Origin of the sequence: Ekhidna sp., assembly GCF_039940915.1 — a bacterium.
Lineage (GTDB): Bacteria > Bacteroidota > Bacteroidia > Cytophagales > Cyclobacteriaceae > Ekhidna.
Map to the genome: position 1 here is coordinate 409,043 of NZ_JBDVFO010000003.1, position 21,362 is coordinate 430,404.

Below are 21,362 nucleotides of genomic sequence, written 5' to 3' on the forward strand. Positions count from 1 at the left end.
TCGAATAAATAATGCAACACTGACGCTAGAATACGTTAATTATTCTCAGGACTAATTAATGGAATCATGAAGGCTAAGAAAATCTTACTCGTAGTATACCTCACCATACTTGCAATTACACTCTTTGCAGGGTAGTTACACCACTTAACTAATCAAGAAAAAGTTCATAGAGCCTCATTCTAAATGAAGCTCTAACTGATTTTTATCAGCCCAACTATTGGATAACATCATAACCTATGCCGTCGGTCTTTATAAGATTTGACGCCATGAAAAGATTAGCCCTCCTAACCCTATTCATTGCCTCATTCTTCTTCAGTCAGGCCCAATTCAAATTATCCGGTGAAATCCGCCCACGATCAGAATACCGTCATGGATTTCAGTCGCTCGTAGAGCAAGATCAGGACCCTGCTTTTTTCACTGAGCAGCGTACCCGATTAAATGCAGACTATTGGAGCGATAGATATTCCATCAAGATCGTCCTGCAAGACATCCGTGTTTGGGGTAGTCAAAGTCAGCTGGTGAATAATGGTGGAAACATTACAGCCGTCCACGAGGCCTGGGGAAAGTTGAAACTAGGCGAATCTTCTAGCATAAAGGCAGGTCGACAAGAAATTATTCTGGACGATTCCCGGATTTTCGGAAACGTAGCATGGGCTCAGCAAGCCAGGAGCCACGATGCATTGCTGTTCGAAACAAGCAAAAATGACTTTACTTTGAAACTGGCAGCTGCTTACAATCAGGATGGTGTTCAATCTGTAACCAACTTCTACTCTGTTCCCCGAAGCTACAAGACCTTACAATTTCTTTGGATGAAGAAGAAATGGAGCTCCATTACCGCCTCCTTTTTAATTTTAAATAATGGACAACAATCGGGTACACCTACAGATGGCGATACCTATTTCAGTCAAACGATTGGTGGGAATGCGGACTACCTGCAAGGGAAGCTTCAGCCAGGAGCTACCTTCTATTTCCAGGTTGGAGAAGATGGTGGAGGTAATGACCTTTCTGCTTTCCAATATCAGCTTGACCTTACCTATCAGATCAAAGAAGGTTCAAGTCTGATGCTAGGATATGAGGTGCTCTCCGGCAACAATGAGCTAAGCTCATCCACCGACAACAGTGCCTTCAACCCTTTCTTCGGCACCAACCACAAATTCAATGGGCTAATGGACTACTTCTACGTGGGTAACCACATTGGTACCGTAGGACTTCAGGATATTTTCTTACAGTGGAAAACCCCAATTGGCAAATGGAAATCAACCGTGGCGTATCATTATTTCGCTTCACAGGCAGATCAGCTGGATCCGGTTACCGCTGAAGCTGCAGACAAATATTTAGGGTCGGAAGTAGACCTTGTCCTTACCAGAAAGCTATATGAAGATGTACAGATCCACTGGGGATATTCTCAGATGTTTGGTTCTTCATCAATGGAACTTCTGAAAGGTGGCGATGGAGGGGCGAATAATAACTGGGCATGGGTGATGCTTACCATTAAGCCCACCTTCTTCCAAATAGACGGCAAGGAGTAGCTATCGCATGACAAATGTCATTTCATATGTTGAAAATGATTTACAACTTGAATAACAAACCTAACGCATGCCGATAAAGAGCTACATCATCATCCCTCAACCAGATCAAAAGCAACATTTGATGGAAGACATAGGGGGCATGAGTGGGTGTGAAATTCATCCTGCAGAAAATGAAGAGGTACTGGTCCTGGTTACAGATACTCAGGATGAAACAGCAGATAAAGTACTTCTTAAACAAATAGAGTCCAATCGAAACATCAAACACATTTCACTAGTGTCCGGATATGAATGATACAACAGAAAACAAAGAGCTGAGCAGGCGCCAGTTTTTACGAATGGCTGCACGTGCTTCTGCCATTGCCGCAGCTGCTACCATGTTCCCTGGAATTGTATTTGCTGAAGAGCAGGAGCGAATGATTGAAAAGCTGGGAGCTGCAGATGTGAAATGGACCAAGACTCCTTGTCGTTTTTGTGGCGTAGGATGTGGTTTAAAAGTGGGAATCACGGATGGCAAGGCGGTAGCCGTCAAAGGAGATACCAACAGCTCAGTAAACAAAGGACTATGCTGCGTGAAAGGCTATCATTCTGTGTTGGCCCTCTATGGCAATGACCGACTGACCAAACCTTTGATCAGAAAGAATGGAAGGCTCGTAGAATCGAGCATGGAAGAAGCGTTGGACCTGGTAGCTTCAAAAATGCAATCCACTATTGAAGAAAGTGGAAAAGATGCCATATCTATCTACGGCTCTGGACAGTGGACTATTCCTGATGGCTATGTGGCATCCAAGCTTTTCAAAGGGGCAATTGGAACGAACAACGTGGAGGCCAATGCCAGATTGTGTATGGCCAGTGCAGTAACTGGATTCCTTACATCGTTTGGACTGGATGAACCCATGGGTTGTTACGAGGATATCGATCACGCTGACGTATTTGTATTGTGGGGGAACAACATGGCAGAGATGCACCCGGTACTTTTTTCTCGTATCCTTGACAACCGGTTAAAACGACCGGTCAAAATCATAGATTTAGCTACCCGCACCACTCGTACTTCCCACGCTTCAGATAAGTCCATTCTTTTCAATCCACAGACAGACCTGGCCATCGCCAATGCGATTTGCTACGAGATTGTAAAGAAACGATGGGTGAATACAGGTTTCGTTGAAAAACATTGTGCGATTAAAGAAGGAAAGACCAACATCGGTTACGGCCTGGAGGAGCATTTCAAATTTAAGGATGAAGCAAAAAATATCGATTTTAAGGCTTTTGAAAACTTTCTCGAAGATTATACACCAGAGAAAGTAGCAGAATACAGTGGCGTTTCGGCCAAAGATATCAAGTACCTGGCATCTCTTTATGGCAATCCAAACAACAAGGTCATGTCGCTGTGGTGCATGGGTGCAAATCAGCATACAAGGGGTACATGGATTAATAATCTCATCTATAACATCCACTTACTTACCGGTAAAATTTCCACACCAGGGAATAGTCCATTTTCTTTGACCGGACAGCCGAGTGCTTGTGGTACGGTAAGAGAAGTAGGCACTCTCACACACAAGCTGCCGCATGGAGTGGTGATGAACGAAGAACACCGCAAGATGGCTGCTGAGATCTGGCAAGTGCCCGTGGAGAATATTCCTTCCAAACCGACCCATCACACCGTCTCCATGTTTAGAGCTTTAGATCGTGGAGACATCCGCTTCATGTGGATACAGGTGACCAATCCTATGGTGACTATGCCGCATCTTAATCGCTACCGCAATGGAGCCAAGAAAGATGATCGATTCATTGTAGTGTCAGATGTTTATCCTACTCCGACTACCGATATAGCAGACGTAGTGCTGCCTTCCGCGATGTGGATCGAACGAGAAGGGATGTATGGCAACTCGGAGCGAAGAACGCAACATTTTGATCAACTGCTGCAACCTCCGGGTGAGGCCATGAGTGATACATGGCAGCTCATCGAGGTGGCGAGAAGGCTTGGGTATGAGAAGCTCTTTCCCTGGAGTGAAGAGACACACATTGAAGAAATATGGAAAGAATATACCCGCTTCCATGAGGGCAAGAAGCATGCGATGGCACCATATGAAGAACTGAAGACGAATTCAGGTTTACAGTGGCCATATGTAGAGGGTAAAGAAACGAAGTGGAGGTACCATGGCAAGTACGACCCGGCTTGTAAGAGCGATACGTTTGATTTCTATGGTAAGCCTGAAGGGAAAGCCTGGATCTGGGCACGCCCTTATGAACCAGCACCGGAAGTTCCGGATGCCGAATATCCATTCTGGTTGAATACGGGCCGAGTGCTCGAGCACTGGCATACGGGTTCCATGACACGAAGAGTCCCTATTCTTCACCAGGCTGTACCTAAAAGCTATGTAGAGGTAAGCCCTGAAGATGCTAAGCGATTTAATATCCGCAATGGAGACCAAGTCAAGATCGTTTCTCGGAGGGGAGAAATTGTGATGGATGCTTCCGTGGATCAACGCGGTAAGCCTACCCCTGGACAGGTTTTCGTTCCATTTTTTGATGAGTCTTTTCTGATCAATGAGCTTACGCTGGATGCATTTTGTCCCATTTCCAAACAACCGGACTATAAAAAATGTGCGGTACGAATTGAGAAGGTATGAAGGGGAAAACAATCATATTCTTCATTATCCTCCTCATGATTTCAGCCATTGTGATCTTTGATTTAAGTATTCGTCAGTCCAATGTAAGTGCCTCGGTGATTCCGGAAGAGTCATCAGATGCTATACCTACCACGATGTTGGAAAGTGAAGTTTTCAATCTTCAGGATCTGGCGATTGACTTTAGCAAACTACAATCCATTGAAAGTGAGAAAACCCTCGCTGAATATTATGAGAATCGGGCGTATGACGGAGCTCCTCCAAAGATTCCTCATCCAGTGCTAAGTGAAAAAGGCATAGGTGGGAAGACGTGCTTGCAATGCCATTCTACCGGTGGATATGTAGATCGATTTAAAGCATTCGCTCCAATCACTCCACATCCAGATTTTCTGAATTGCAATCAATGCCATGTACCTAAGAAAACGGATCAATTGTTCGTTTCAAGTCAATTTAAAAGACCAACACCCAAGCGCATCGGGTCTGGTGTTTTGGATGGTAGCCCTCCACCCATCCCACATGATTTTCAGGTACGAGGCAGCTGCCTTTCTTGCCATGGAGCACCATCGGTTGCCAAAGAGATTCGGGTAAGTCACCCTGAGCGTGTCAATTGCCTGCAATGTCATGCACCTACAAATAGTCGTCAGATCACGTGGGAGCGAAAGTCCACAGAAGAAGAAGGGGGGACAGAATGAAAAATGTATTTACTTGTTTTATTCTGACGATTGTGAGTATTTCAATATGGAGCTGCTCCGGTGGACATAAGGAATCTAACCTGGACCTGATTGCAAGGCATACGGATACAATCGCTTATGATTTTGACAGCTTCGAGCGACTCGAGGATTTAGAAATAGCTACAGTGCTAACCAAAATTCAATCTCGGGATTCACAGTTTTTGGTGCCATCTCGCATTCAGGAAATGACCAAATTCCCATGCTCAAATTGCCATACAAAGCCAGTAGAGCAGTTAGAAAAGTTGAATGAAGGGAAAGGAGCACATTGGGATATTCAATTGACTCACGCCAACCCTGTTTCCATGAATTGCATGACATGTCACAACATGGACAAGCCCGACGAGCTTACTTCTTTGACGAAGACCAGCATCAGCTTCGATCATTCATATCAACAATGTTCACAGTGCCATTCGACTCAGTCTAAAGATTGGGAAGGAGGCGCTCATGGTAAGCGACTCAAAGGTTGGGTGCCCCCGAGGGTGTCACAAACATGTGTAGGATGTCACAATCCACACAAGCCGTCTTTTGAGAAGCGATGGCCTTCAAGATTAAATACGGAAAAAGTAAAAGCTGAAAATCACTAGACTATGGAAGAGAATAATTCATGTGGACATAACTGTAGCTGTGGAAGTAAGCAAGAACCTGCTCCGATAAATGATATGGGCTTCAGCCAGACAGGGGATGCTACAACGAGCCGAAGAGGAGCGCTGAAGAAACTCACACTCGGACTCTTGACGGGAGCAGGGATGGCCTCTACTTCCTGCAGCGTGGTAGGTGCTGATGATGTGAAAGAGAAAGGTGGTCTTCAGTGGGATGAGTTCTTTAAGAAAAACTACCGTGTGATGACCGAAAAGGAGCAGAAAGATACCGTGACACGCCTGGAAAGGCTCTATGAACTTAATACCGGGAAAAAGATCAGCGTGTCTTCCAAAGGCGCTACTGATAATGTCTTATATGGTTACGCATTCAATATTTCCAAGTGTCAGGGATACATGGATTGTGTCAATGCTTGTGTAGAGGAAAATAACCAGGATCGAAACTCGGAGATGCAGTACATCCGCATTCATGAGCATAAAAACGGACAAATCAATTTTGAGCTGGCCAAAGATGACTATTACCATGAAGTGCCTGCTGAAGGTCACTTCTATATGGGCACACAATGCTTCCATTGTGAGAATCCTCCATGTGTCGACGTGTGTCCGGTCAAAGCAACATGGAAGGAAGAAGATGGTATCGTTGTGATCGACTATGACTGGTGCATAGGGTGTAGATACTGCATGGCCGCCTGTCCCTACGATGGACGAAGGTTTAACTGGCAACAACCAGAGGTGCCAGAAGAAGAGGTCAATAAAGATCAACACTATTTAGGCAATCGATTGAGAAAGAATGGGGTGATGGAGAAGTGTACATTCTGCATTCAGCGCTCTCGAAACGGTAAAAATCCTGCATGCGTGGAAGCCTGTCCTACGGGAGCAAGGATTTTTGGTAACATTCTGGATCCTAAAAGTGAGATCAGGTGGGTGCTTGAAAATAAAAAGGTATTTAGACTCAAAGAGGACTTGGGTACAGAGCCTAAGTTTTGGTATTTCATGGATTAACAATTATGAACCAATTAAGAATATTCCGTTCTCTGGCTAAAGACAGCATCTCCAATGCGATGCAAGGTTCAAGATCCTATCATACGTGGATGGGTGTTTTAACATTCTTCATGCTCCTTGGTGCTTATTGTTATTACCAGCAGTTGAGTAAAGGGCTGGTAGTGACGGGTATGCACGACAATGTGAGTTGGGGATTATACATCTCTAATTTCACCTTTCTCGTGGGCGTAGCAGCAGCAGCTGTGATGCTAGTGATGCCCACCTACGTGCTTAAAGATGTTGATTTCTCTAAGGCTGTATTGATTGGAGAAGGACTGGCAGTAGCTGCGCTCATTATGTGTCTTGCATTTGTGACGGTAGATCTTGGAGGGCCTGGCAGGGCCTGGCACCTGATCCCGGGCATAGGTTTATTCAATTTCCCTCAGTCCATGCTTGCGTGGGATGTGATCGTGCTGAATGGTTATCTATTCATCAACATAACCATACCGCTCTACATCCTGATGTCCAGGTATCAAAACAAGGAGCCCAACAAGAATTTTTACATTCCCGGTGCAATGATTTCCGTTTTCTGGGCTGTTGGTATTCACATGGTGACAGCCTTCCTCTATGCGGGATTGCCGGCAAGACCCTTCTGGAATAGCTCCTTGCTCGGGCCGAGATTCCTGGCTTCTGCTTTCGCAGCAGGTCCGGCACTTATTATCATCATACTGGAGGTGATCAGCAGATATACTGATTATAAAATTGCTGAGAAGTCTTTTGCGAAATTGGCTATGGTGGTAACAGTAGCGGCGCAAGTCAACCTCATCATGCTCATTTCCGAATTATTCAAGGAGTTTTATGCGCAAACACATCACAGCTTGAGTGCGGTATACCTATTCTTTGGTCTACATGGTAAAACTGGCCTGGTACCATGGACCTATGCATCATTGACTTTGAATGTGGTTGCTACGGCTATTCTAACAATGCACCTGTTTATAAAAAGCTATCGCTGGCTTACGGTGGCTTGTGTCTGTCTGTTTATCGGCATTTGGATCGAAAAAGGTATGGGGCTCATTATTCCCGGATTCATTCCAGGTTCGTGGGGTGATATCGTAGAGTATGTACCCAGTTGGATAGAAGTAGGAGTGACAATAGGTATTTGGGCGATGGGTGCATTCATCTTCACGATCCTTGCTAAATCGGCTATTTCTATTGAAATGGGGAGAATGAGATACAAGGAGAAAGGAAAGGAAGCACCTGCAGCCGGTTAGCTTCATACTTTCCTCACATTCACACCTACAGACTTTGATGCTGGAGTATGGCTTCCTCGTGCATGCAGGTGCAATGGAACCAATGGATTTGCTTCAGGGAAATAAGTGGCAACACATCCTTTCGGAATCTCATAAGGCACCACACTAAATCCAGCTACTTTTCTAGAGACTTTGTAATTATTTGAGAGCTCAACGATATCGCCTTGTTTCATACCCTCGGCTTTCATGTCTTCCTGATTCATGAACACAACATTCCTACCACCAAATATCCCCCGATAGCGATCGTCCATTCCGTAAACAGTGGTATTGAATTGATCGTGGCTCCTGATCGTCATCATGATATATGAATGACCTTCTGGTATGGATTCAGCTAGTTGATTAATCGTAAAGACGGCTTTTTTAGATGGCGTGTTGAACTCGCCTATTCGGGAGCCATTGGGCAGCTCAAAACCATTGTCCTTTTTTAGCCTTTCATTGTAGCTCTCAAAGCCTTTTACTGCTTTAGCAATCAAATCACGAATGTTGTCGTAATCTTCAATCAGTCCAGTCCAGTTGATGTCTTCATTTTCCAAGGCGGAAGCAGCAATGGAAGCCACTATTTCGGGTTCACTCTTCAACTGTTTTGAGGGTGGAGTCAAACTGCCATGAGAACCATGCACGATACCCATGGAGTTTTCTACAGTCACTACTTGCTCCTTGCCATTTTGTATGTGCTTGTCGGTTCTGCCTAAGCATGGTAGAATGAGCGATGTTTTGCCGGGAGCTAAATGCGTACGATTAAGCTTGGTGCTGATGTGCACCGTCAACTCACACTTTTGAATGCCTTGTTCAGTATACATGGTATCTGGTGCTGCGGGGAGAAAGTTTCCACCTAAGGCCATGAAAAACCGAACCTTACCTTGGTTCATTGCCTCGATAGTTTCTACTACATTGTAGCCTGGAGATTCTGGTGGATCAAATTTGAATACCTCCTTCAGCCTATCTGTCCATGCTTTGGTGGGACGTTCCCAGATGCCCATGGTACGGTCGCCCTGCACATTGCTGTGTCCTCTTACAGGACAGGTGCCTGCGCCTTTTTTGCCAATACTCCCTTTTAGTAAAAGCAGGTTCACTATTTCTCTTATGTTGTCAACGGCATTTACATGCTGGGTAAGCCCCATGGCCCAGCAGGCAATGATCTTATCTTTTGCTGACAACCAATGTGCTGCAAGTAGTACATCCTCTTTCGGTAATCCCGTTTGCTGAATCAATTCATCTAATGAATGGTTTTCAAGATCCGCTTTTAATGCTTCAAATCCTGAAGTCTTATTTGTAATGAATTCATGATCAAGAGAGCCTTCATGTTTCAATAGTAGCTTAAGCCAGGCCTTGAGTAGTGCCACATCCTGATTGATTTTTACCTGTAAGTACAAATCCGCGATATCCGTTCCTTTACTGATCCACCCGTTGACCTTTTGAGGATTTTTAAACTTCATGAGTGCCACCTCTTTCAATGGATTGATCACGATGATCTTGGCGCCATTTCGCTTGGCTTTTTCTAAGGAGCTTAGCATCCGAGGGTGGTTGGTGCCTGGATTCTGTCCGAAAATTAAGATTACCTCAGCATGCTCAAAATCTTGCAGCTGCACAGACCCTTTACCAATTCCCAGCGTTTCATTTAATCCAACACCGCTAGACTCGTGGCACATGTTAGAGCAGTCGGGGAGGTTGTTCGTACCAAACTTTCTCACAAAGAGCTGATATAGAAAGGCCGCCTCATTGCTCGTTCTGCCGGAAGTGTAAAAGACGGCTTCATCCGGATGATTCAAAGATTTGAGGTGGGTTCCTATCATGTCATATGCTACTTCCCATGCAATAGGTTCGTACCGTGCACTTCCTTCTTTTTTGACCATTGGTTGGGCCAATCTACCTTGTTGTCCAAGCCAGTAATCGCTCCTTTTTCGCAGAGATTCAATGGTGTGTTGCTTGAAGAAGGCCTCTCCCACTAGTTTGTGTTGCGCTTCTTCGGCGATGGCTTTTACGCCATTCTCGCAAAACTCTCCAATTTTTGAGCGCTTGTCAGGATCCGGCCAGGCGCACCCTGGACAATCGATTCCTTTTTTCTGATTGAGCTTCCCCAAGAGCTTCAATGCTTTCCAAGGAGGCATGGCTTTAAAAATCATCCTGCTGGCATTGGTTACCGACTTTGGTCCAACAGAAACCTTTGGAGGTTTTTCTATTCGCAAGTGATGATGGTCAGACATATAGTTAAAGATAAGAATCTCTTTTATTAACCGAATAGCTACTTTTATAAATAGATGAATGAAGACTTGAATGGATTGATTTTGATCGGAGGGCAAAGCACACGGATGGGTGAAGATAAGTCGGCTATTCAATACCACGAAAAGCCGCAGGTGCAGCACCTCTTTGAACTGTTGAGTAGCTCCATTCCGGAGACCTACATTTCAATGAGAAAGGATCAAAAAATAGACTTTAGCAATAGACTGATCACGGATAATTTAGAAGTAAAAGGACCCTTGAATGGGCTACTGAGCGCCTATGAAGCATTCCCTTTTAAAGCTTGGTTAGTTTTAGCTGTGGATATGCCTTTCATTACCGACCTAACCATAGAAGAGCTAATTAGGGAGCGAGATATGGAGGTAATGGCTACATCATTGATTGGTCTGGAAAGCGGCCTTCCTGAGCCACTTGCGGCAATTTGGGAACTACAAGCCCTTAAAGCCCTTAAAAGGCATCATTTGAATGGTGATGAAATTTTCCCACGAAAATTCTTAACGGAGAATCAGATAAAATCTGTAAGGGTGAAAAGTGACAAAGAGTTATTTAATGTGAATGATAAAATGGATTTCGAAAAAGCAAAGTCCATAATTGAGCAAAATAAGTAAAATGAAACTACGCATACGAGGAAATTCCATTCGCATCCGATTGATGCAGGGTGAAGTAAAGCAATTTGCAGAGGAAGGGTTGGTTTCTGAGACGGTTGAATTTCCCGGGAATGTAGCTTTCACTTATTCATTAAAGGTCTCAGCTGGATTTGAAGCATCTTTTCAAGACAGTCATATGGAGTTCTGCATTCCCAAAAATGAAGCAAATCCCTGGATTGCTTCCAATGAAGATTTGGCTTTGACTGCATCTTTTGATCTTGTGAATGGTAATGCCTTGAAATTGTTGGTTGAGAAAGACCTTGCTTGTCTGACAGTACGTGATGGAGAGGACGAATCAGACGCATTTCCTAATCCTAAGAGTAATTGCTAGAAACTTGTCTATGATCAGAGAGTCATTTGGGAAACTCCAAGCAATAAAACAAGGGGCCGATACGGCCCCTCATAATTACCAACCAACTGAACAAAATATCCTACGATAGATATCTCCAATCTTGATCTTACTGCCAAAAAGAAGAACCTACATTGTCAAAGCTTCCGATGTAAGTGTATGGCGCAGTACCAGAGACGAAGTTGGCTGCATCGTTCCATCTTCCAGCTGTTACCGCTTGACCTACTCTTGGTTGATCGGCAGCTCCCCATTGTACATAGTCTTTTAGTATGTCAGGACTTTCCGATGAAAAGCTCGTGTCACTGAATAGTCCAAGTCCCCCTTGCGCTGGGAGGTCGTTCACATTCCCATTACTTGTTGCAAGATCTATCGTGACTTCTTCATTTGGAGAAAGGACGAAATCACCTGTGATGGAGGTATAATTAGTTATTCCGTTGTAATTACCTGGGCCAAGACAAAACTGGTATGCACTGATGTCCTTTTCAGAACCACCCAGATTTTTGATGGTCACAGATTCCGAATCAGGATTGATGGAGACTATTCTGATTGCAGCGGATGCTATCCAAAAAGAAGCACCTGTGTCATCGGTGGTGCCGGTGAAATTATATGGAGCGGCTCCCTCTACAAATTCTCCGGTTGTCCAAATGCCTTTGTCTACCGCAACATTCGCTCTGCCGTCAGCTCCAACATCTTGCCCAAACTGCATGAAATCAATCATGTTTTCAGCACTCGCAAATCCATTATTATTGAGATACAAAGCGACATCTGATGAAGCATCATTGATTGCTACCGGAAGCTGAACCTCTTCATTAGGGTCTAGCGTAAGATCACCGCTTACAGGTGTGATTGTGGATAGTCCAGGGTATACTTTACGCATACAGAAGAAGTAGTTAGAAAGATCCTCTACTTCAGTGCCAAAGTTCTTCAATGTCACCAAATCCCCAGCGGGATCTACAGTGATGATTCTCACGTTGCTTTCTTGTGGAGCCAGCGCATCCCCGATCCATTGATCTGCACCATTTTGATCTCCATCTCCATCGTAGGCAAATGAGGAAACACCTTCTACAAACTCACCTGCTGTCCAGATTCCTTTCGCTACCGCAACATCCTCACGTCCATTAGTGGTGTAGGATCCATTGAATTGCATGAAATCTACAAGAGCCGAAGAGGATGTAAATGATCCCCCGGTGTTATAGACTGAGACGTCAGATCCTGCATCGTTTACATCAATGGAAAAAGTGACAGTTTCATCTTCACCGAGTGTTAAATCTCCAGTTTTAATGGTTACTTGATTCAGCTGCACGTAGCTTCTTCTCAAGCAAAACCAGTATTCACTTAAGTCTGCTTCACCGTCTCCAAAGTTTTTCAAAGTTACTTCATTGGAGGTGGCATTTACTTCTACAATTCTTACATTGTTTTCTCCTAAGAGATCAACAGAGTCATCGTCTCCGCAAGAAGAAATACTTATTATAACAAATAACGTTATTAACGTTTTGACATATAACATGCCTGATCGGACATTTGTCCATTTCTCAATTTTCATTTTGTTTTAAAATTTAGTGTCTAAAAGCTGTATTTAAGGTGAAAGAGCACACCTGTGCTCTTTAGTCGGACTTGTCCCCAACCTACATCTCCAAGGGAGTTTTTAAGGAAGGGTTCGGCCTCTACGGAAATTTTTCTACTCACTTTTCTAGCAATACCTACCGATAGATTATACACACCAAAGAAGTGGTTGTTCTCATTGGATACTTCCCAACTTTCTGGTTGATTTCCATTGCCAATTCCATAGTCGTAATTGTATTCGTACTTTTCATTGAGCATCAAATAGCTACTTATCCCGGCACTAACGAAAAGTGAGTTTCTTTTCCCCTCAGTTAATCGATACCTTAGGTTCAGAGGGATATCTATGACTTTACAATTTGCTGCAATTTCTTCTGGAGCTGGATTGCCTCTCCAAAACCCTGCAGGAACAGTGTATTCGCTGGCATCAGTTGTGCTGTATAACTTGCGAGTCAGTATTGCCCCAGTTGTGACACTTAATCTTCTGGTGATGAAATATTCAACAGAAAATCCTAAATCAGTTCCTGGCCTTGTGAATTCATTCAGCTCACCAACTGTACTAAAGTCAGGTGCCAGCGTAATGCCCAGTGCCCAGCGACTGAACGGAAGAATAACTTCTTCTTTTGCCGCGGCAGTATCAGCATGAATAGTATGCCCTTCATCATCTTTTTGCATGGCAGGAATGAATGTTGGAAGCTCTGTTTTTGCCAATGAAAGTTCTATTGTTTTTGCTTGAATTGTTTTTAATTCAGCAACATTCACTGCAGCGGTTTCTTTTATTTTTTGAAGACCGGATGCAGGTGCATTGCTGGTCATAACTTCTTTAGTTACTGATTTGTCAGCCACAGGATTAGATGCGCTTTGTAAAGTCTCTTTCGCTCTGATGGTGTTTTCTTTTTCAGGATTTATTACTTCCGGTTGTTCTGCTCTTACTTTTTCTGCTTCAGCTCCTTTTGGCAGAATTTGGGTTTGGTCTGAATTAGTTGATTCATTTATGAGATCTGGGGTTGCTGTTTTTGCTACAGTCTTCTCTCTTGTAGAAGTTTGTGAGGAAGGAATTGATGGAGTTAGAGATGCAGTGTTGATATTGGATTTAACGTAAGGTTTCTGCGTTGAGGTGGTTGTGTCGGAAGGGAATACGGTTTCCATAGCAGATTCTCCATTGAGAAAAGCATCTTCCTCCAAGACCGCTTTGGACTCATTGAAATTTTGATAACCAAAATAGCCGGTGGTGGTGAGCAGGATGAGAATGCCAGGGATCAACCATTTCAAACTTAAGGCAGAAGATGATGTCCCATTTTGAGCAATTTTTTGTTCCATGGCCATCCAGGCTGACTTGTCAAAAGCCATGCCCTCAGGTTTCTTCAGGATGTTCCTGGTGTACCGATCAAATTCCTTATCCGATAGCTTCCGTGAACTCATAGTCTAGCGTTTTTTTTATCATGCCCTTCAATATCTGCCTCGCTCTCGAGAGGTTTGACTTTGAAGCTCCAGTCGTAATGCCCAGCGTTTTTGCAATCTCTTCATGTTTATATCCATCGATAGCGTAGAGATTGAAAACAGTCCTGTAAGAAGGGGAGAGCTGCTGTACCAAACCCAACAAATCTTCATATGATAGTTGTGCAGTAATCAGCTCTTCTGCGTAAATGGCATTTGCATTTCCAGCATCGTACCCTTCCAAAAAATCAAACTTTTTCATCTTTCGATAATGATCAGTGGCTGTATTAATGATAATTCTCCGGAACCATCCTTTGAATGTATCATTCTTAAAGTTTTTGATGGTTTTGAAAACTTTCATATAGCTATCGTTGAGAATTTCTACTGCCTCTTCATAAGTGGCGGTGTATCTCAAACTCACACTCATACCGTAAGAGAAAAAATGCTCGTATAAAGCTTTCTCACTGCCTTTTTTTTGTTTTTGACAGTCTTTGATCAATATGTTAGCTTTATTCTTCAAGTGTTCTGTGAATCACTTTGATCTTACTTTCTAGCCCGAACGCCAATTTTTTCGATATGGTTGCTTGGGTAATAGAAGGTATTGATTTTTTGTATTAAAAAGTGCATAAAACAAACAGAATCAATGATTTAGACTTTTTGTTTTTTTTAAATAATAAGCTTTAAACAATTCAATTTGATAGGAACCTTCATATTTCGGGAGGTAACTGAAGAAATTGGAATTCTTTTATGCTAACCTATTTGTTTTAAGATACTTTTGAGACTCAACTGGCCAAATGAAACTCTTTATTCACATGAGTGATGTCAGAATGGTCATTCTGCTGACGCTATTTTCTATTCGGTATTCCTATGCGCAGCAGGCTGATAGTCTCATCACGTCCTTACCTGATGAAATGGAGGTTGTCGATAAAATTGACACACTGAATAAATTGGGATTCAACCTGATTTTTACAGACCCCACAGAAGCCAGAACCATCTTCAATAAAGTAATATCTCTGGATAGCTCAATCGATTATACGCAAGGGATAGCCCAGGCACTAAAGAATAAAGCTATTTCGTATGACATTCAGGGCAATTCCAATCAGGCAATTGTATACTATCAGCAATCATTAGCCTTGCTAGAAGGTCTCAGAGATACATTGGGTATTTCAAAGCTGAAAAATAACCTCGGCATTGCTTATAAAAACCTGGAAGACCTTGAAACTGCTCGAAAGTTTTATGAAGAATCGATCGAATTGAAAGAGCTTTTAGGTGATGTAAGGGGAGTAGCCTATGGACTGAATAATGTTGGAGAGCTCTTTCAAAAAGAGGGGAAAAATGTAAAAGCACTAGCATATTTCACAAAGGCCAACCTTATCGTTGACTCGCTTGGTGACAAACGAGGAATGTCTATCACGCTTTCCAACATTGCCTATTCATATCTTGAATTAGGTGAGTACGCGCAGACAATTACATACCTGAAACAATCAATGGAGCTTGATGAGGCTTCTGAGGATTTCTACAGCTTATCTTATTCCTACATTCTCCTTGGTAAGGCTTATTCAAATATGAATAGACTGGCAGAAGGAATTAAAGCCGTGGAAAAAGGCGAAGAAATTGCCCAAAAAATAGGAGCATTAAAAGTCTATTATGATGGTCAGCTTTTAAAAGCTCAGTTGCTCAGGCAGATAAACAAGATTGAGTTGCTACCTGATTTATATGAAGAAATACTGGTGCTTAATGACAGCTTAGCGAGACTCAATTTGACGGAAGAGACGGCAAAAATGAGAGCAATCTATGAGAGTCGGGAAAAGGAAATAGTAATTGAGGACTTGCAAAAAGAAGCTATCCTTAGCCAGAACTTACTCGAGGCACAGAACAAAATGTTTAGGTTGACATTCGCAATAGCCATATTGTTGATTGTACTGCTTGTCGTTGTTTTCGTTTTCTATAAAAAAGTGACTGGTAAAAACAGTGAGCTAGAAATCAAGATAATTGAGAGAAATCTTGCAAAAGAGGAGGCAGAGCATGCAAATCAGGCGAAATCGCAGTTTTTAGCTCAAATGAGTCATGAAATTCGAACTCCCTTAAATGCTATCATTGGCTATACAGATCAGATTCTGGAAACAAATTTAGACGATACTCCCAGGAAGCACTTAAGCATTGTAAATCAGTCTGCTCTTGGTCTTCTGGGTATTATCAATGGAATTCTGGATTTATCTAAGTTGGAGGCAGGAAAGCTGGATCTGGTAGTTGAGCATACAGATCTAATTGAGCTTTGCAAGCATGTGATGCAAATGACCAGCTATAAGGCCGGTAGAAAAAACATTGACTTAAAGCTTTCATTGGTTGATGAAAAATATCAATATGTTTTAGCTGATGATATTCGACTGAGACAGATACTTGTTAACCTACTGGCAAATGCAGTGAAGTTCACCAATGAGGGAGAGATTGAGTTGAAAGTTGAGGTATTAGAATCAAAGGATAAGAAAGTAAGTTACAGGTTCTCTGTCAGGGATACGGGCATAGGAATAAAGCCTGAAAATCTTGAAAAGATTTTTGAAGCATTCTCTCAGGAAGATACTTCTACAACCAGAAAATATGGAGGTACTGGATTAGGGCTATCCATATCAAACACATTGTTGTCGTTAATGGATAGCAAATTGGAGTTAGAAAGTGTGCATGGAGAAGGAAGCATTTTTTTCTTTGAGGTGGACTTTGAGCTGTCGGATAGCAAGGTTTCGAAAAGTCAGTCAGATTCGAGTAAATCTGGAGTGAATACACTTAAAAGAGTGATTTCTACTGAAAAGCTTAAGATTCTAGTTGCAGAAGATAATACTAATAACATGGTCATTGTTAAAATGATGTTGAAAAAAGCACTGCCAAATGCCAAAGTAATTGAGGCCGTCAATGGAGTGGAAGCAGTGACGATGTTTGTTGATAAAAATCCCGATATCATTTTGATGGATGTACAGATGCCTGAAATGGATGGTTATGATGCAACACGAAAAATCAGAGAAATCGAGACGGGCAACCAAACACCAATCATTGCATTAACGGCAGGATCAATGAGAGCCGATAAGGAGAAGTGTTACAATGCCGGAATGGATGATTTCGTAAGTAAACCGATTGTTAACAATTCGCTTTCCCTTGTCTTGGAAAAGTGGATTTCGATTTAGTTGATGTTGAATCCAAAATGTCTTGTTATGCCAGCCATGTATGGCAATCCATGACAGCAATTATTTAATTACCTTCATGATTTTAGCATATTATCAAACCATGCGATACATCTCTTTCTTTTTGCTCACACTACTTGCGATTGATGCAAATACCCAAGACGTAAGTTGGACGCAAACGGCATTTGGTAATGAAAAGAGAAGGTCTGCCTCAATAAGTGGTGGTGATCTCGACAATGATGGAGATATGGATGTAGTGATTGCCAATGGACGTCATTGGCCAGATCAAAATGAAGTTTATTTGAATGAAGGCGACGGGACATTTCTTACGCAATACTGGATAGATAGCGCATCCACTACCTATGCGGCAGAACTCGGGGATTTGGATGGAGATGGAGACCTGGATATGGTTGTAGGAAATGATAAAGCACTGAATCATTTATTTATGAATGACGGGGCAGGGAAGTTTTCATACGCTGGCACGTTCGGTTTTAAGAAATCAAACACCCGAAATATCATACTTTCTGATATTAATACTGATGGATTTCCTGACATCATTGTTGTCAATCGATTTTACAAAAATGAAATATGTCTGAATAATGGCAAAGGACAATTCAACGAGGTTATTCCATTTGGTATTGATGGAGAAGCAACCTTGGACATCATTGTATATGATATTGACAATGACGGGGATAATGACCTGATAGCAGCCAATAGAAATGATCAACTTAATGCTATTTACTTCAACGAAGACATGCGTTTTGTGAAAAGGAAAGAAATAGGTTCTGAAGCAAGAGACACTCGATCCATTGCCATAGCTGATTTAAATAATGATGGATATATGGATATAATTAGTGGGAACATCAGGTCAAAAAATACCATTGCTTTTGGGGATGAAAGTTTGAGCTATCAACTGGAAAAAGAATTCACTAAACTGAAAAGTAGAACTTTTGCGATTGAGGTGGGTGATATAGATAATGACGGAGACATGGATATAGTTGCTGGAAATGGTCGAGGAATAAACATGTGCTATTTGAATACTGGCGACGGGACAGCATACGATGCGATTCAGATTTCAAAGAAAAAGCTGGACACCTATGATATTCAAATTGTTGATCTAAATCATGATGGTTTATTGGATATTGTCACAGCAAATTCGGATGGTTTGAATTTGCTTTTTCTTCAGAATCCTGATTAGTGCGAGTGAATACGAATCATGCCACAGTCACATGATCCTCGGTAATTTCCTCGTACAAATGGTGAATGTCAAAGAGCTGCTGAGCTCCTATTTTTTGCCCAGCCTGCGCTGAAATGTAGAGAATAAGCGCAATTGCCGCAAAAATGGGAATAGACCAAAGTACACTAGCGTCCAGCCCTAAACTCCACCTTGTGAGCCCCCACATGCCTAAAAACAAGGATAGTATACCCAGTGCAACATAGCTGAAAAAGAAAATGGCCCAGACCGTAGGATTAGGCCCATAAAGTCCTCTGACAATGATATTATCCTCTTCCTGCTCAAAAGATAGGTGCAGTTGAGGTGACCAAAAATGCTGGTTGTCTGGATGAATCCTGATGTAAAGATGACCGGGGAGGTGGTTGGAAACGAAGTGAGCTTCTTTTTGCTTAATACCCGCCAATAGCTTTTGCTCCAGATCATCTTTTTTGCCTTTGATTACTTGCTTAAAGCGTGGACGTATTTTAAAGCTTGACACGATTTTAATTTAATCACTATCTGTTAAAACTTGATTGTTTCTGTAAACTCTTTAGAGTTTACAATTTTCATTTGCTTATGAATCCCTAAAAGAAATGTGAAAACGAGTGCCCTTCAATGGTTCGGATTTTACAGAAATGACACCGTTATGGTCTTCAATAATTTTATAAGCTATTGAAAGACCAAGACCAGTTCCTGTTCCTGGACTTTTTGTTGTAAAAAATGGAATTCTAATCTTGGAAAGATTTTCTTGACTGATTCCAATACCTGTATCTGATATTATTAACTCTTGATTTTCATTGACCGTACAAGTTTCAATTGTAATAGTCCCTTTATCATGAATAGCCTGCTCTGAATTTGAGATAATATTAAGTATCGCTTGATGAAGTTGCCCCTCATTTCCAACGATTGTGAAAGGTCTGTTATCGCAATATTTTTTCACAATTTCAACTTCGAAATTGAGCTTATAATTGATCATTGTTAAACAGTTATCTATTATCGAATGAATGTCGCAAACCTCATCTTTTGATGAAGTATTTCTGCTAAAATGTCTTAGACTATTGACAATTGAACTAGCCCTTTTTACTCCTTCATCTACAGCATGGATAAATGGCTGAGCTTCTTTGGAATCTGAAAGTTGCATTGATAGCATATCTATGCCACCTCTAATGAAATTTAATGGATTGTTTATTTCATGCGCTACACCAGCAGACATCATACCTAAGGAAGCCATTTTTTCAGACTCAATTAATTTCTCAGATGTGTCTTGAAGATCTTTGTAAGATTTCCTGAGCTGTCTATTTTTCTTACCGATTGAATTACGAAATATGAAGATATAGAGCCCGACTATTCCAAAAACAAAAAATGTTGAAATTATACTATTTTCTATTGCACACTCTTGCGGAAAATAGTCTTTGACATACCCTAAAGTTGTAAGTGGCCACATGCTTATTACACACAGCACTGCTAGAATCATGAAAAAATACCGATCACGAATTGGCTTATAAAAGAAGCCGATTACTGGAGGTATGATAAACTCTGCCAATGAGGGCGAAAGGGCACCGCCGGTAAAGAAGATTTTAAAATAAAATGCATGAAAGGCCGTCAGAGTGGCCAATCTAAATAGTAAAGTTCTTTTAGGTGTGAAATAGCTGGCAACACCGTAAACAACATACAGTAAAAAACAAATTAAACCATTATAAGCAAGTATGTAAACTTCATGCAGGTATAGAAAAATGCTGAATCCCAAGGTAGATGTATAGGCTATGATCATTAATAGCCTAAAAAAAGTACGCTCATTGTCAATAGCTTTTGTTTCTATCACAGTAGTGAATTTTATGAATCAAGAATTGTCCGCTATTTGATGAATTATAGAATTTTACTCGGTAGAATTCATTAGATAGGTCAAGGTTTTCGCTATATAATATTATCAATTGATAATATTATATCCAAAGTATTTCTTCTTACGCTTGAAATTCAAAGATTAACAACCAGTCTTCTTCGATTGAATTATCAGTTGATACTTTTTTAATAGTGTAGCCATGACGGGATAAGAATGACATCTTTAGAGTAGGAACGCCAAGTCTAGATTCAAGTCATTTTCGTACTTAGGGATTAACTAATGTATTTCTGCGTTTTGTTACTTCCCAACAACCTCGTTTCTTTAAATCGCTGGTCTCGCATTCGGTAGGCATTCATTGCCACCTTGCCCAGCTTGTTTGTCAGCTTATGATTCACCAATGCACCTGCAATCGCACCTACTCCTGGAATCAATTGAAGCAGTTTGGCCAAATCTATGTAATCTCGGTACTCCAGCTGGAAGGTTCGCCAGTCGAACGTATTCAGATCATCAGGTAGTTGTTCTTTGATGAGCTCCCAATTCTCCATTTTTTCGAATACCTCATTTCTCCTTTGCTGGCTGGAGAAGGTCAGCTGGAAAATGTATAAAATGTATAGACGTTCCTTGTAGTCTTTGGTATCGTAACCGTACCTGGATGCTATTTCAAAGAGCAATTTCATTTTAAGCGTCAACCATAAAGGAAAATCAGCCAGACTGAGCAAAAAACCGCCAAAACCCGTAGCGGCACCTTCAACGGCAGCTGAGGAGGAATAAAAGTTGATCCGTTCTTTCACTTTGATTTCGACTTCTTCGATAGTTTTCACGTCCTTTCTTGTGCGTGTCGTGAACCCCGACCCAAAAATCACTGCTCTTGTGATTTCTTTAATTGCTTTAGTGATGGCGCGATGGACTTTTTCCGGAATGATGCCATTTACTTTTTTCTGAACCTTCTTGGTCGTCCGATTCCAAAAAGAAGGCTTTCGTCGCATTGCTGCGCGCCATTCGAGTAATTCTGTAGCTACCAGCCTGTGATAAATGGAGTTAGATTCGACGTTTTTCATCCATGGTGTGTATCTGTCAAAATTAAAAAAAGAAAACCAGCCCCCTAGGAGCTGGTTCAACTAACTACCATAGTTA

General features: G+C 41.9%; 18 protein-coding genes. 11 read left to right on the top strand and 7 right to left on the bottom strand.

All coding sequences use genetic code 11. From position 1 onward, the window contains the following. The first annotated feature begins 266 nt into the window (after window positions 1-266). From ABJF57_RS16765 to dsrP, 7 genes are all read left to right on the top strand, one after another. Window positions 267-1,529: an alginate export family protein gene (locus tag ABJF57_RS16765; protein ID WP_462232487.1), complete on the top strand. Its 1,263-nt coding sequence runs from the start codon at window positions 267-269 to the stop codon at window positions 1,527-1,529. Window positions 1,530-1,596: 67 nt separating this feature from the next. Next, window positions 1,597-1,821 (top strand): chaperone NapD, encoded by a 225-nt coding sequence (locus ABJF57_RS16770; RefSeq protein ID WP_462232488.1) that lies wholly within the window; start codon window positions 1,597-1,599, stop codon window positions 1,819-1,821. Continuing rightward, complete coding sequence (locus tag ABJF57_RS16775) at window positions 1,814-4,156, top strand: molybdopterin-dependent oxidoreductase (protein WP_462232489.1); 2,343 nt, start codon at window positions 1,814-1,816, stop codon at window positions 4,154-4,156. The genes ABJF57_RS16770 and ABJF57_RS16775 overlap by 8 nt, the downstream gene beginning before the upstream one ends. Then, entirely contained in the window at window positions 4,153-4,845 is a 693-nt protein-coding gene (locus tag ABJF57_RS16780) for a multiheme c-type cytochrome (protein WP_462232490.1), read from the top strand. Before ABJF57_RS16775 ends, ABJF57_RS16780 begins: the two co-directional genes overlap by 4 nt. Continuing rightward, window positions 4,842-5,468, top strand: a complete 627-nt coding sequence (locus ABJF57_RS16785; protein ID WP_462232491.1) for a hypothetical protein — start codon at window positions 4,842-4,844, stop codon at window positions 5,466-5,468. Before ABJF57_RS16780 ends, ABJF57_RS16785 begins: the two co-directional genes overlap by 4 nt. A 3-nt stretch (window positions 5,469-5,471) precedes the next feature. Continuing rightward, on the top strand, window positions 5,472-6,482 hold the full coding sequence (locus ABJF57_RS16790; protein WP_462232492.1) for a 4Fe-4S dicluster domain-containing protein: 1,011 nt from the start codon (window positions 5,472-5,474) through the stop codon (window positions 6,480-6,482). Window positions 6,483-6,487: 5 nt separating this feature from the next. Further along, complete coding sequence (gene dsrP / locus ABJF57_RS16795) at window positions 6,488-7,732, top strand: sulfate reduction electron transfer complex DsrMKJOP subunit DsrP (protein ID WP_462232493.1); 1,245 nt, start codon at window positions 6,488-6,490, stop codon at window positions 7,730-7,732. A 2-nt stretch (window positions 7,733-7,734) separates the two neighbouring features. Here the strand turns inward: dsrP and ABJF57_RS16800 are convergent, their stop codons facing one another. After that, window positions 7,735-9,975 carry an FdhF/YdeP family oxidoreductase gene (locus tag ABJF57_RS16800; RefSeq protein WP_462232494.1) on the bottom strand — a complete coding sequence of 747 codons (2,241 nt, stop codon included), beginning with the start codon at window positions 9,973-9,975 and terminating at the stop codon, window positions 7,735-7,737. Window positions 9,976-10,029: 54 nt separating this feature from the next. On the opposite strand from ABJF57_RS16800, the gene mobA reads away from it, so the two are divergent. Together mobA and ABJF57_RS16810 are read left to right on the top strand one after the other, a co-directional pair. Further along, window positions 10,030-10,617 carry a molybdenum cofactor guanylyltransferase gene (gene mobA, locus ABJF57_RS16805; protein ID WP_462232495.1) on the top strand — a complete coding sequence of 196 codons (588 nt, stop codon included), beginning with the start codon at window positions 10,030-10,032 and terminating at the stop codon, window positions 10,615-10,617. Between the two features lies 1 nt (window position 10,618). Next, window positions 10,619-10,987: a DUF7009 family protein gene (locus tag ABJF57_RS16810; RefSeq protein WP_462232496.1), complete on the top strand. Its 369-nt coding sequence runs from the start codon at window positions 10,619-10,621 to the stop codon at window positions 10,985-10,987. A 127-nt stretch (window positions 10,988-11,114) separates the two neighbouring features. Here ABJF57_RS16810 and ABJF57_RS16815 read toward each other — a convergent pair whose 3' ends face one another. From ABJF57_RS16815 to ABJF57_RS16825, 3 genes are read right to left on the bottom strand one after another with little or no spacing between them, the layout of a single operon-like run. Then, window positions 11,115-12,548, bottom strand: coding sequence for a hypothetical protein (locus ABJF57_RS16815; protein ID WP_462232497.1), 1,434 nt, complete (start codon window positions 12,546-12,548; stop codon window positions 11,115-11,117). A gap of 20 nt (window positions 12,549-12,568) precedes the next feature. Further along, complete coding sequence (locus ABJF57_RS16820; protein ID WP_462232498.1) at window positions 12,569-13,987, bottom strand: porin family protein; 1,419 nt, start codon at window positions 13,985-13,987, stop codon at window positions 12,569-12,571. Beyond that, the gene (locus ABJF57_RS16825; RefSeq protein ID WP_462232499.1) at window positions 13,962-14,522 is read right to left on the bottom strand and encodes an RNA polymerase sigma factor; all 561 of its coding nucleotides are present in this window, start codon (window positions 14,520-14,522) and stop codon (window positions 13,962-13,964) included. Before ABJF57_RS16825 ends, ABJF57_RS16820 begins: the two co-directional genes overlap by 26 nt. 274 nt (window positions 14,523-14,796) lie before the next feature. Between ABJF57_RS16825 and ABJF57_RS16830 the strand changes: the two genes are divergently transcribed. Then, entirely contained in the window at window positions 14,797-17,178 is a 2,382-nt protein-coding gene (locus tag ABJF57_RS16830) for an ATP-binding protein (protein WP_462232500.1), read from the top strand. Between the two features lie 76 nt (window positions 17,179-17,254). Beyond that, entirely contained in the window at window positions 17,255-18,373 is a 1,119-nt protein-coding gene (locus ABJF57_RS16835; RefSeq protein ID WP_462232501.1) for an FG-GAP repeat domain-containing protein, read from the top strand. Between the two features lie 16 nt (window positions 18,374-18,389). Here the strand turns inward: ABJF57_RS16835 and ABJF57_RS16840 are convergent, their stop codons facing one another. From ABJF57_RS16840 to ABJF57_RS16850, 3 genes are all read right to left on the bottom strand, one after another. Then, window positions 18,390-18,887 (bottom strand): hypothetical protein, encoded by a 498-nt coding sequence (locus tag ABJF57_RS16840; RefSeq protein ID WP_462232502.1) that lies wholly within the window; start codon window positions 18,885-18,887, stop codon window positions 18,390-18,392. A 75-nt stretch (window positions 18,888-18,962) separates the two neighbouring features. Continuing rightward, window positions 18,963-20,135, bottom strand: a complete 1,173-nt coding sequence (locus tag ABJF57_RS16845; RefSeq protein ID WP_462235964.1) for a sensor histidine kinase — start codon at window positions 20,133-20,135, stop codon at window positions 18,963-18,965. A gap of 365 nt (window positions 20,136-20,500) precedes the next feature. After that, on the bottom strand, window positions 20,501-21,286 hold the full coding sequence (locus ABJF57_RS16850) for an EcsC family protein (protein WP_462232504.1): 786 nt from the start codon (window positions 21,284-21,286) through the stop codon (window positions 20,501-20,503). Window positions 21,287-21,362: the final 76 nt, after the last annotated feature.

Excerpts from the sequence above, each read along its gene's own strand:
- ABJF57_RS16835 (WP_462232501.1), top strand. The coding sequence starts at position 17,255 with ATGATTTTAGCATATTATCAAACCATGCGATACATCTCTTTCTTTTTG.
- ABJF57_RS16790 (WP_462232492.1), top strand. The coding sequence starts at position 5,472 with ATGGAAGAGAATAATTCATGTGGACATAACTGTAGCTGTGGAAGTAAG.
- ABJF57_RS16780 (WP_462232490.1), top strand. The coding sequence starts at position 4,153 with ATGAAGGGGAAAACAATCATATTCTTCATTATCCTCCTCATGATTTCA.
- ABJF57_RS16765 (WP_462232487.1), top strand. The coding sequence starts at position 267 with ATGAAAAGATTAGCCCTCCTAACCCTATTCATTGCCTCATTCTTCTTC.
- ABJF57_RS16775 (WP_462232489.1), top strand. The coding sequence starts at position 1,814 with ATGAATGATACAACAGAAAACAAAGAGCTGAGCAGGCGCCAGTTTTTA.
- ABJF57_RS16830 (WP_462232500.1), top strand. The coding sequence starts at position 14,797 with ATGAAACTCTTTATTCACATGAGTGATGTCAGAATGGTCATTCTGCTG.
- dsrP (WP_462232493.1), top strand. The coding sequence starts at position 6,488 with ATGAACCAATTAAGAATATTCCGTTCTCTGGCTAAAGACAGCATCTCC.
- ABJF57_RS16770 (WP_462232488.1), top strand. The coding sequence starts at position 1,597 with ATGCCGATAAAGAGCTACATCATCATCCCTCAACCAGATCAAAAGCAA.
- ABJF57_RS16850 (WP_462232504.1), bottom strand. The coding sequence starts at position 21,286 with ATGAAAAACGTCGAATCTAACTCCATTTATCACAGGCTGGTAGCTACA.
- mobA (WP_462232495.1), top strand. The coding sequence starts at position 10,030 with ATGAATGAAGACTTGAATGGATTGATTTTGATCGGAGGGCAAAGCACA.
- ABJF57_RS16815 (WP_462232497.1), bottom strand. The coding sequence starts at position 12,548 with ATGAAAATTGAGAAATGGACAAATGTCCGATCAGGCATGTTATATGTC.
- ABJF57_RS16800 (WP_462232494.1), bottom strand. The coding sequence starts at position 9,975 with ATGTCTGACCATCATCACTTGCGAATAGAAAAACCTCCAAAGGTTTCT.
- ABJF57_RS16810 (WP_462232496.1), top strand. The coding sequence starts at position 10,619 with ATGAAACTACGCATACGAGGAAATTCCATTCGCATCCGATTGATGCAG.
- ABJF57_RS16785 (WP_462232491.1), top strand. The coding sequence starts at position 4,842 with ATGAAAAATGTATTTACTTGTTTTATTCTGACGATTGTGAGTATTTCA.
- ABJF57_RS16820 (WP_462232498.1), bottom strand. The coding sequence starts at position 13,987 with ATGAGTTCACGGAAGCTATCGGATAAGGAATTTGATCGGTACACCAGG.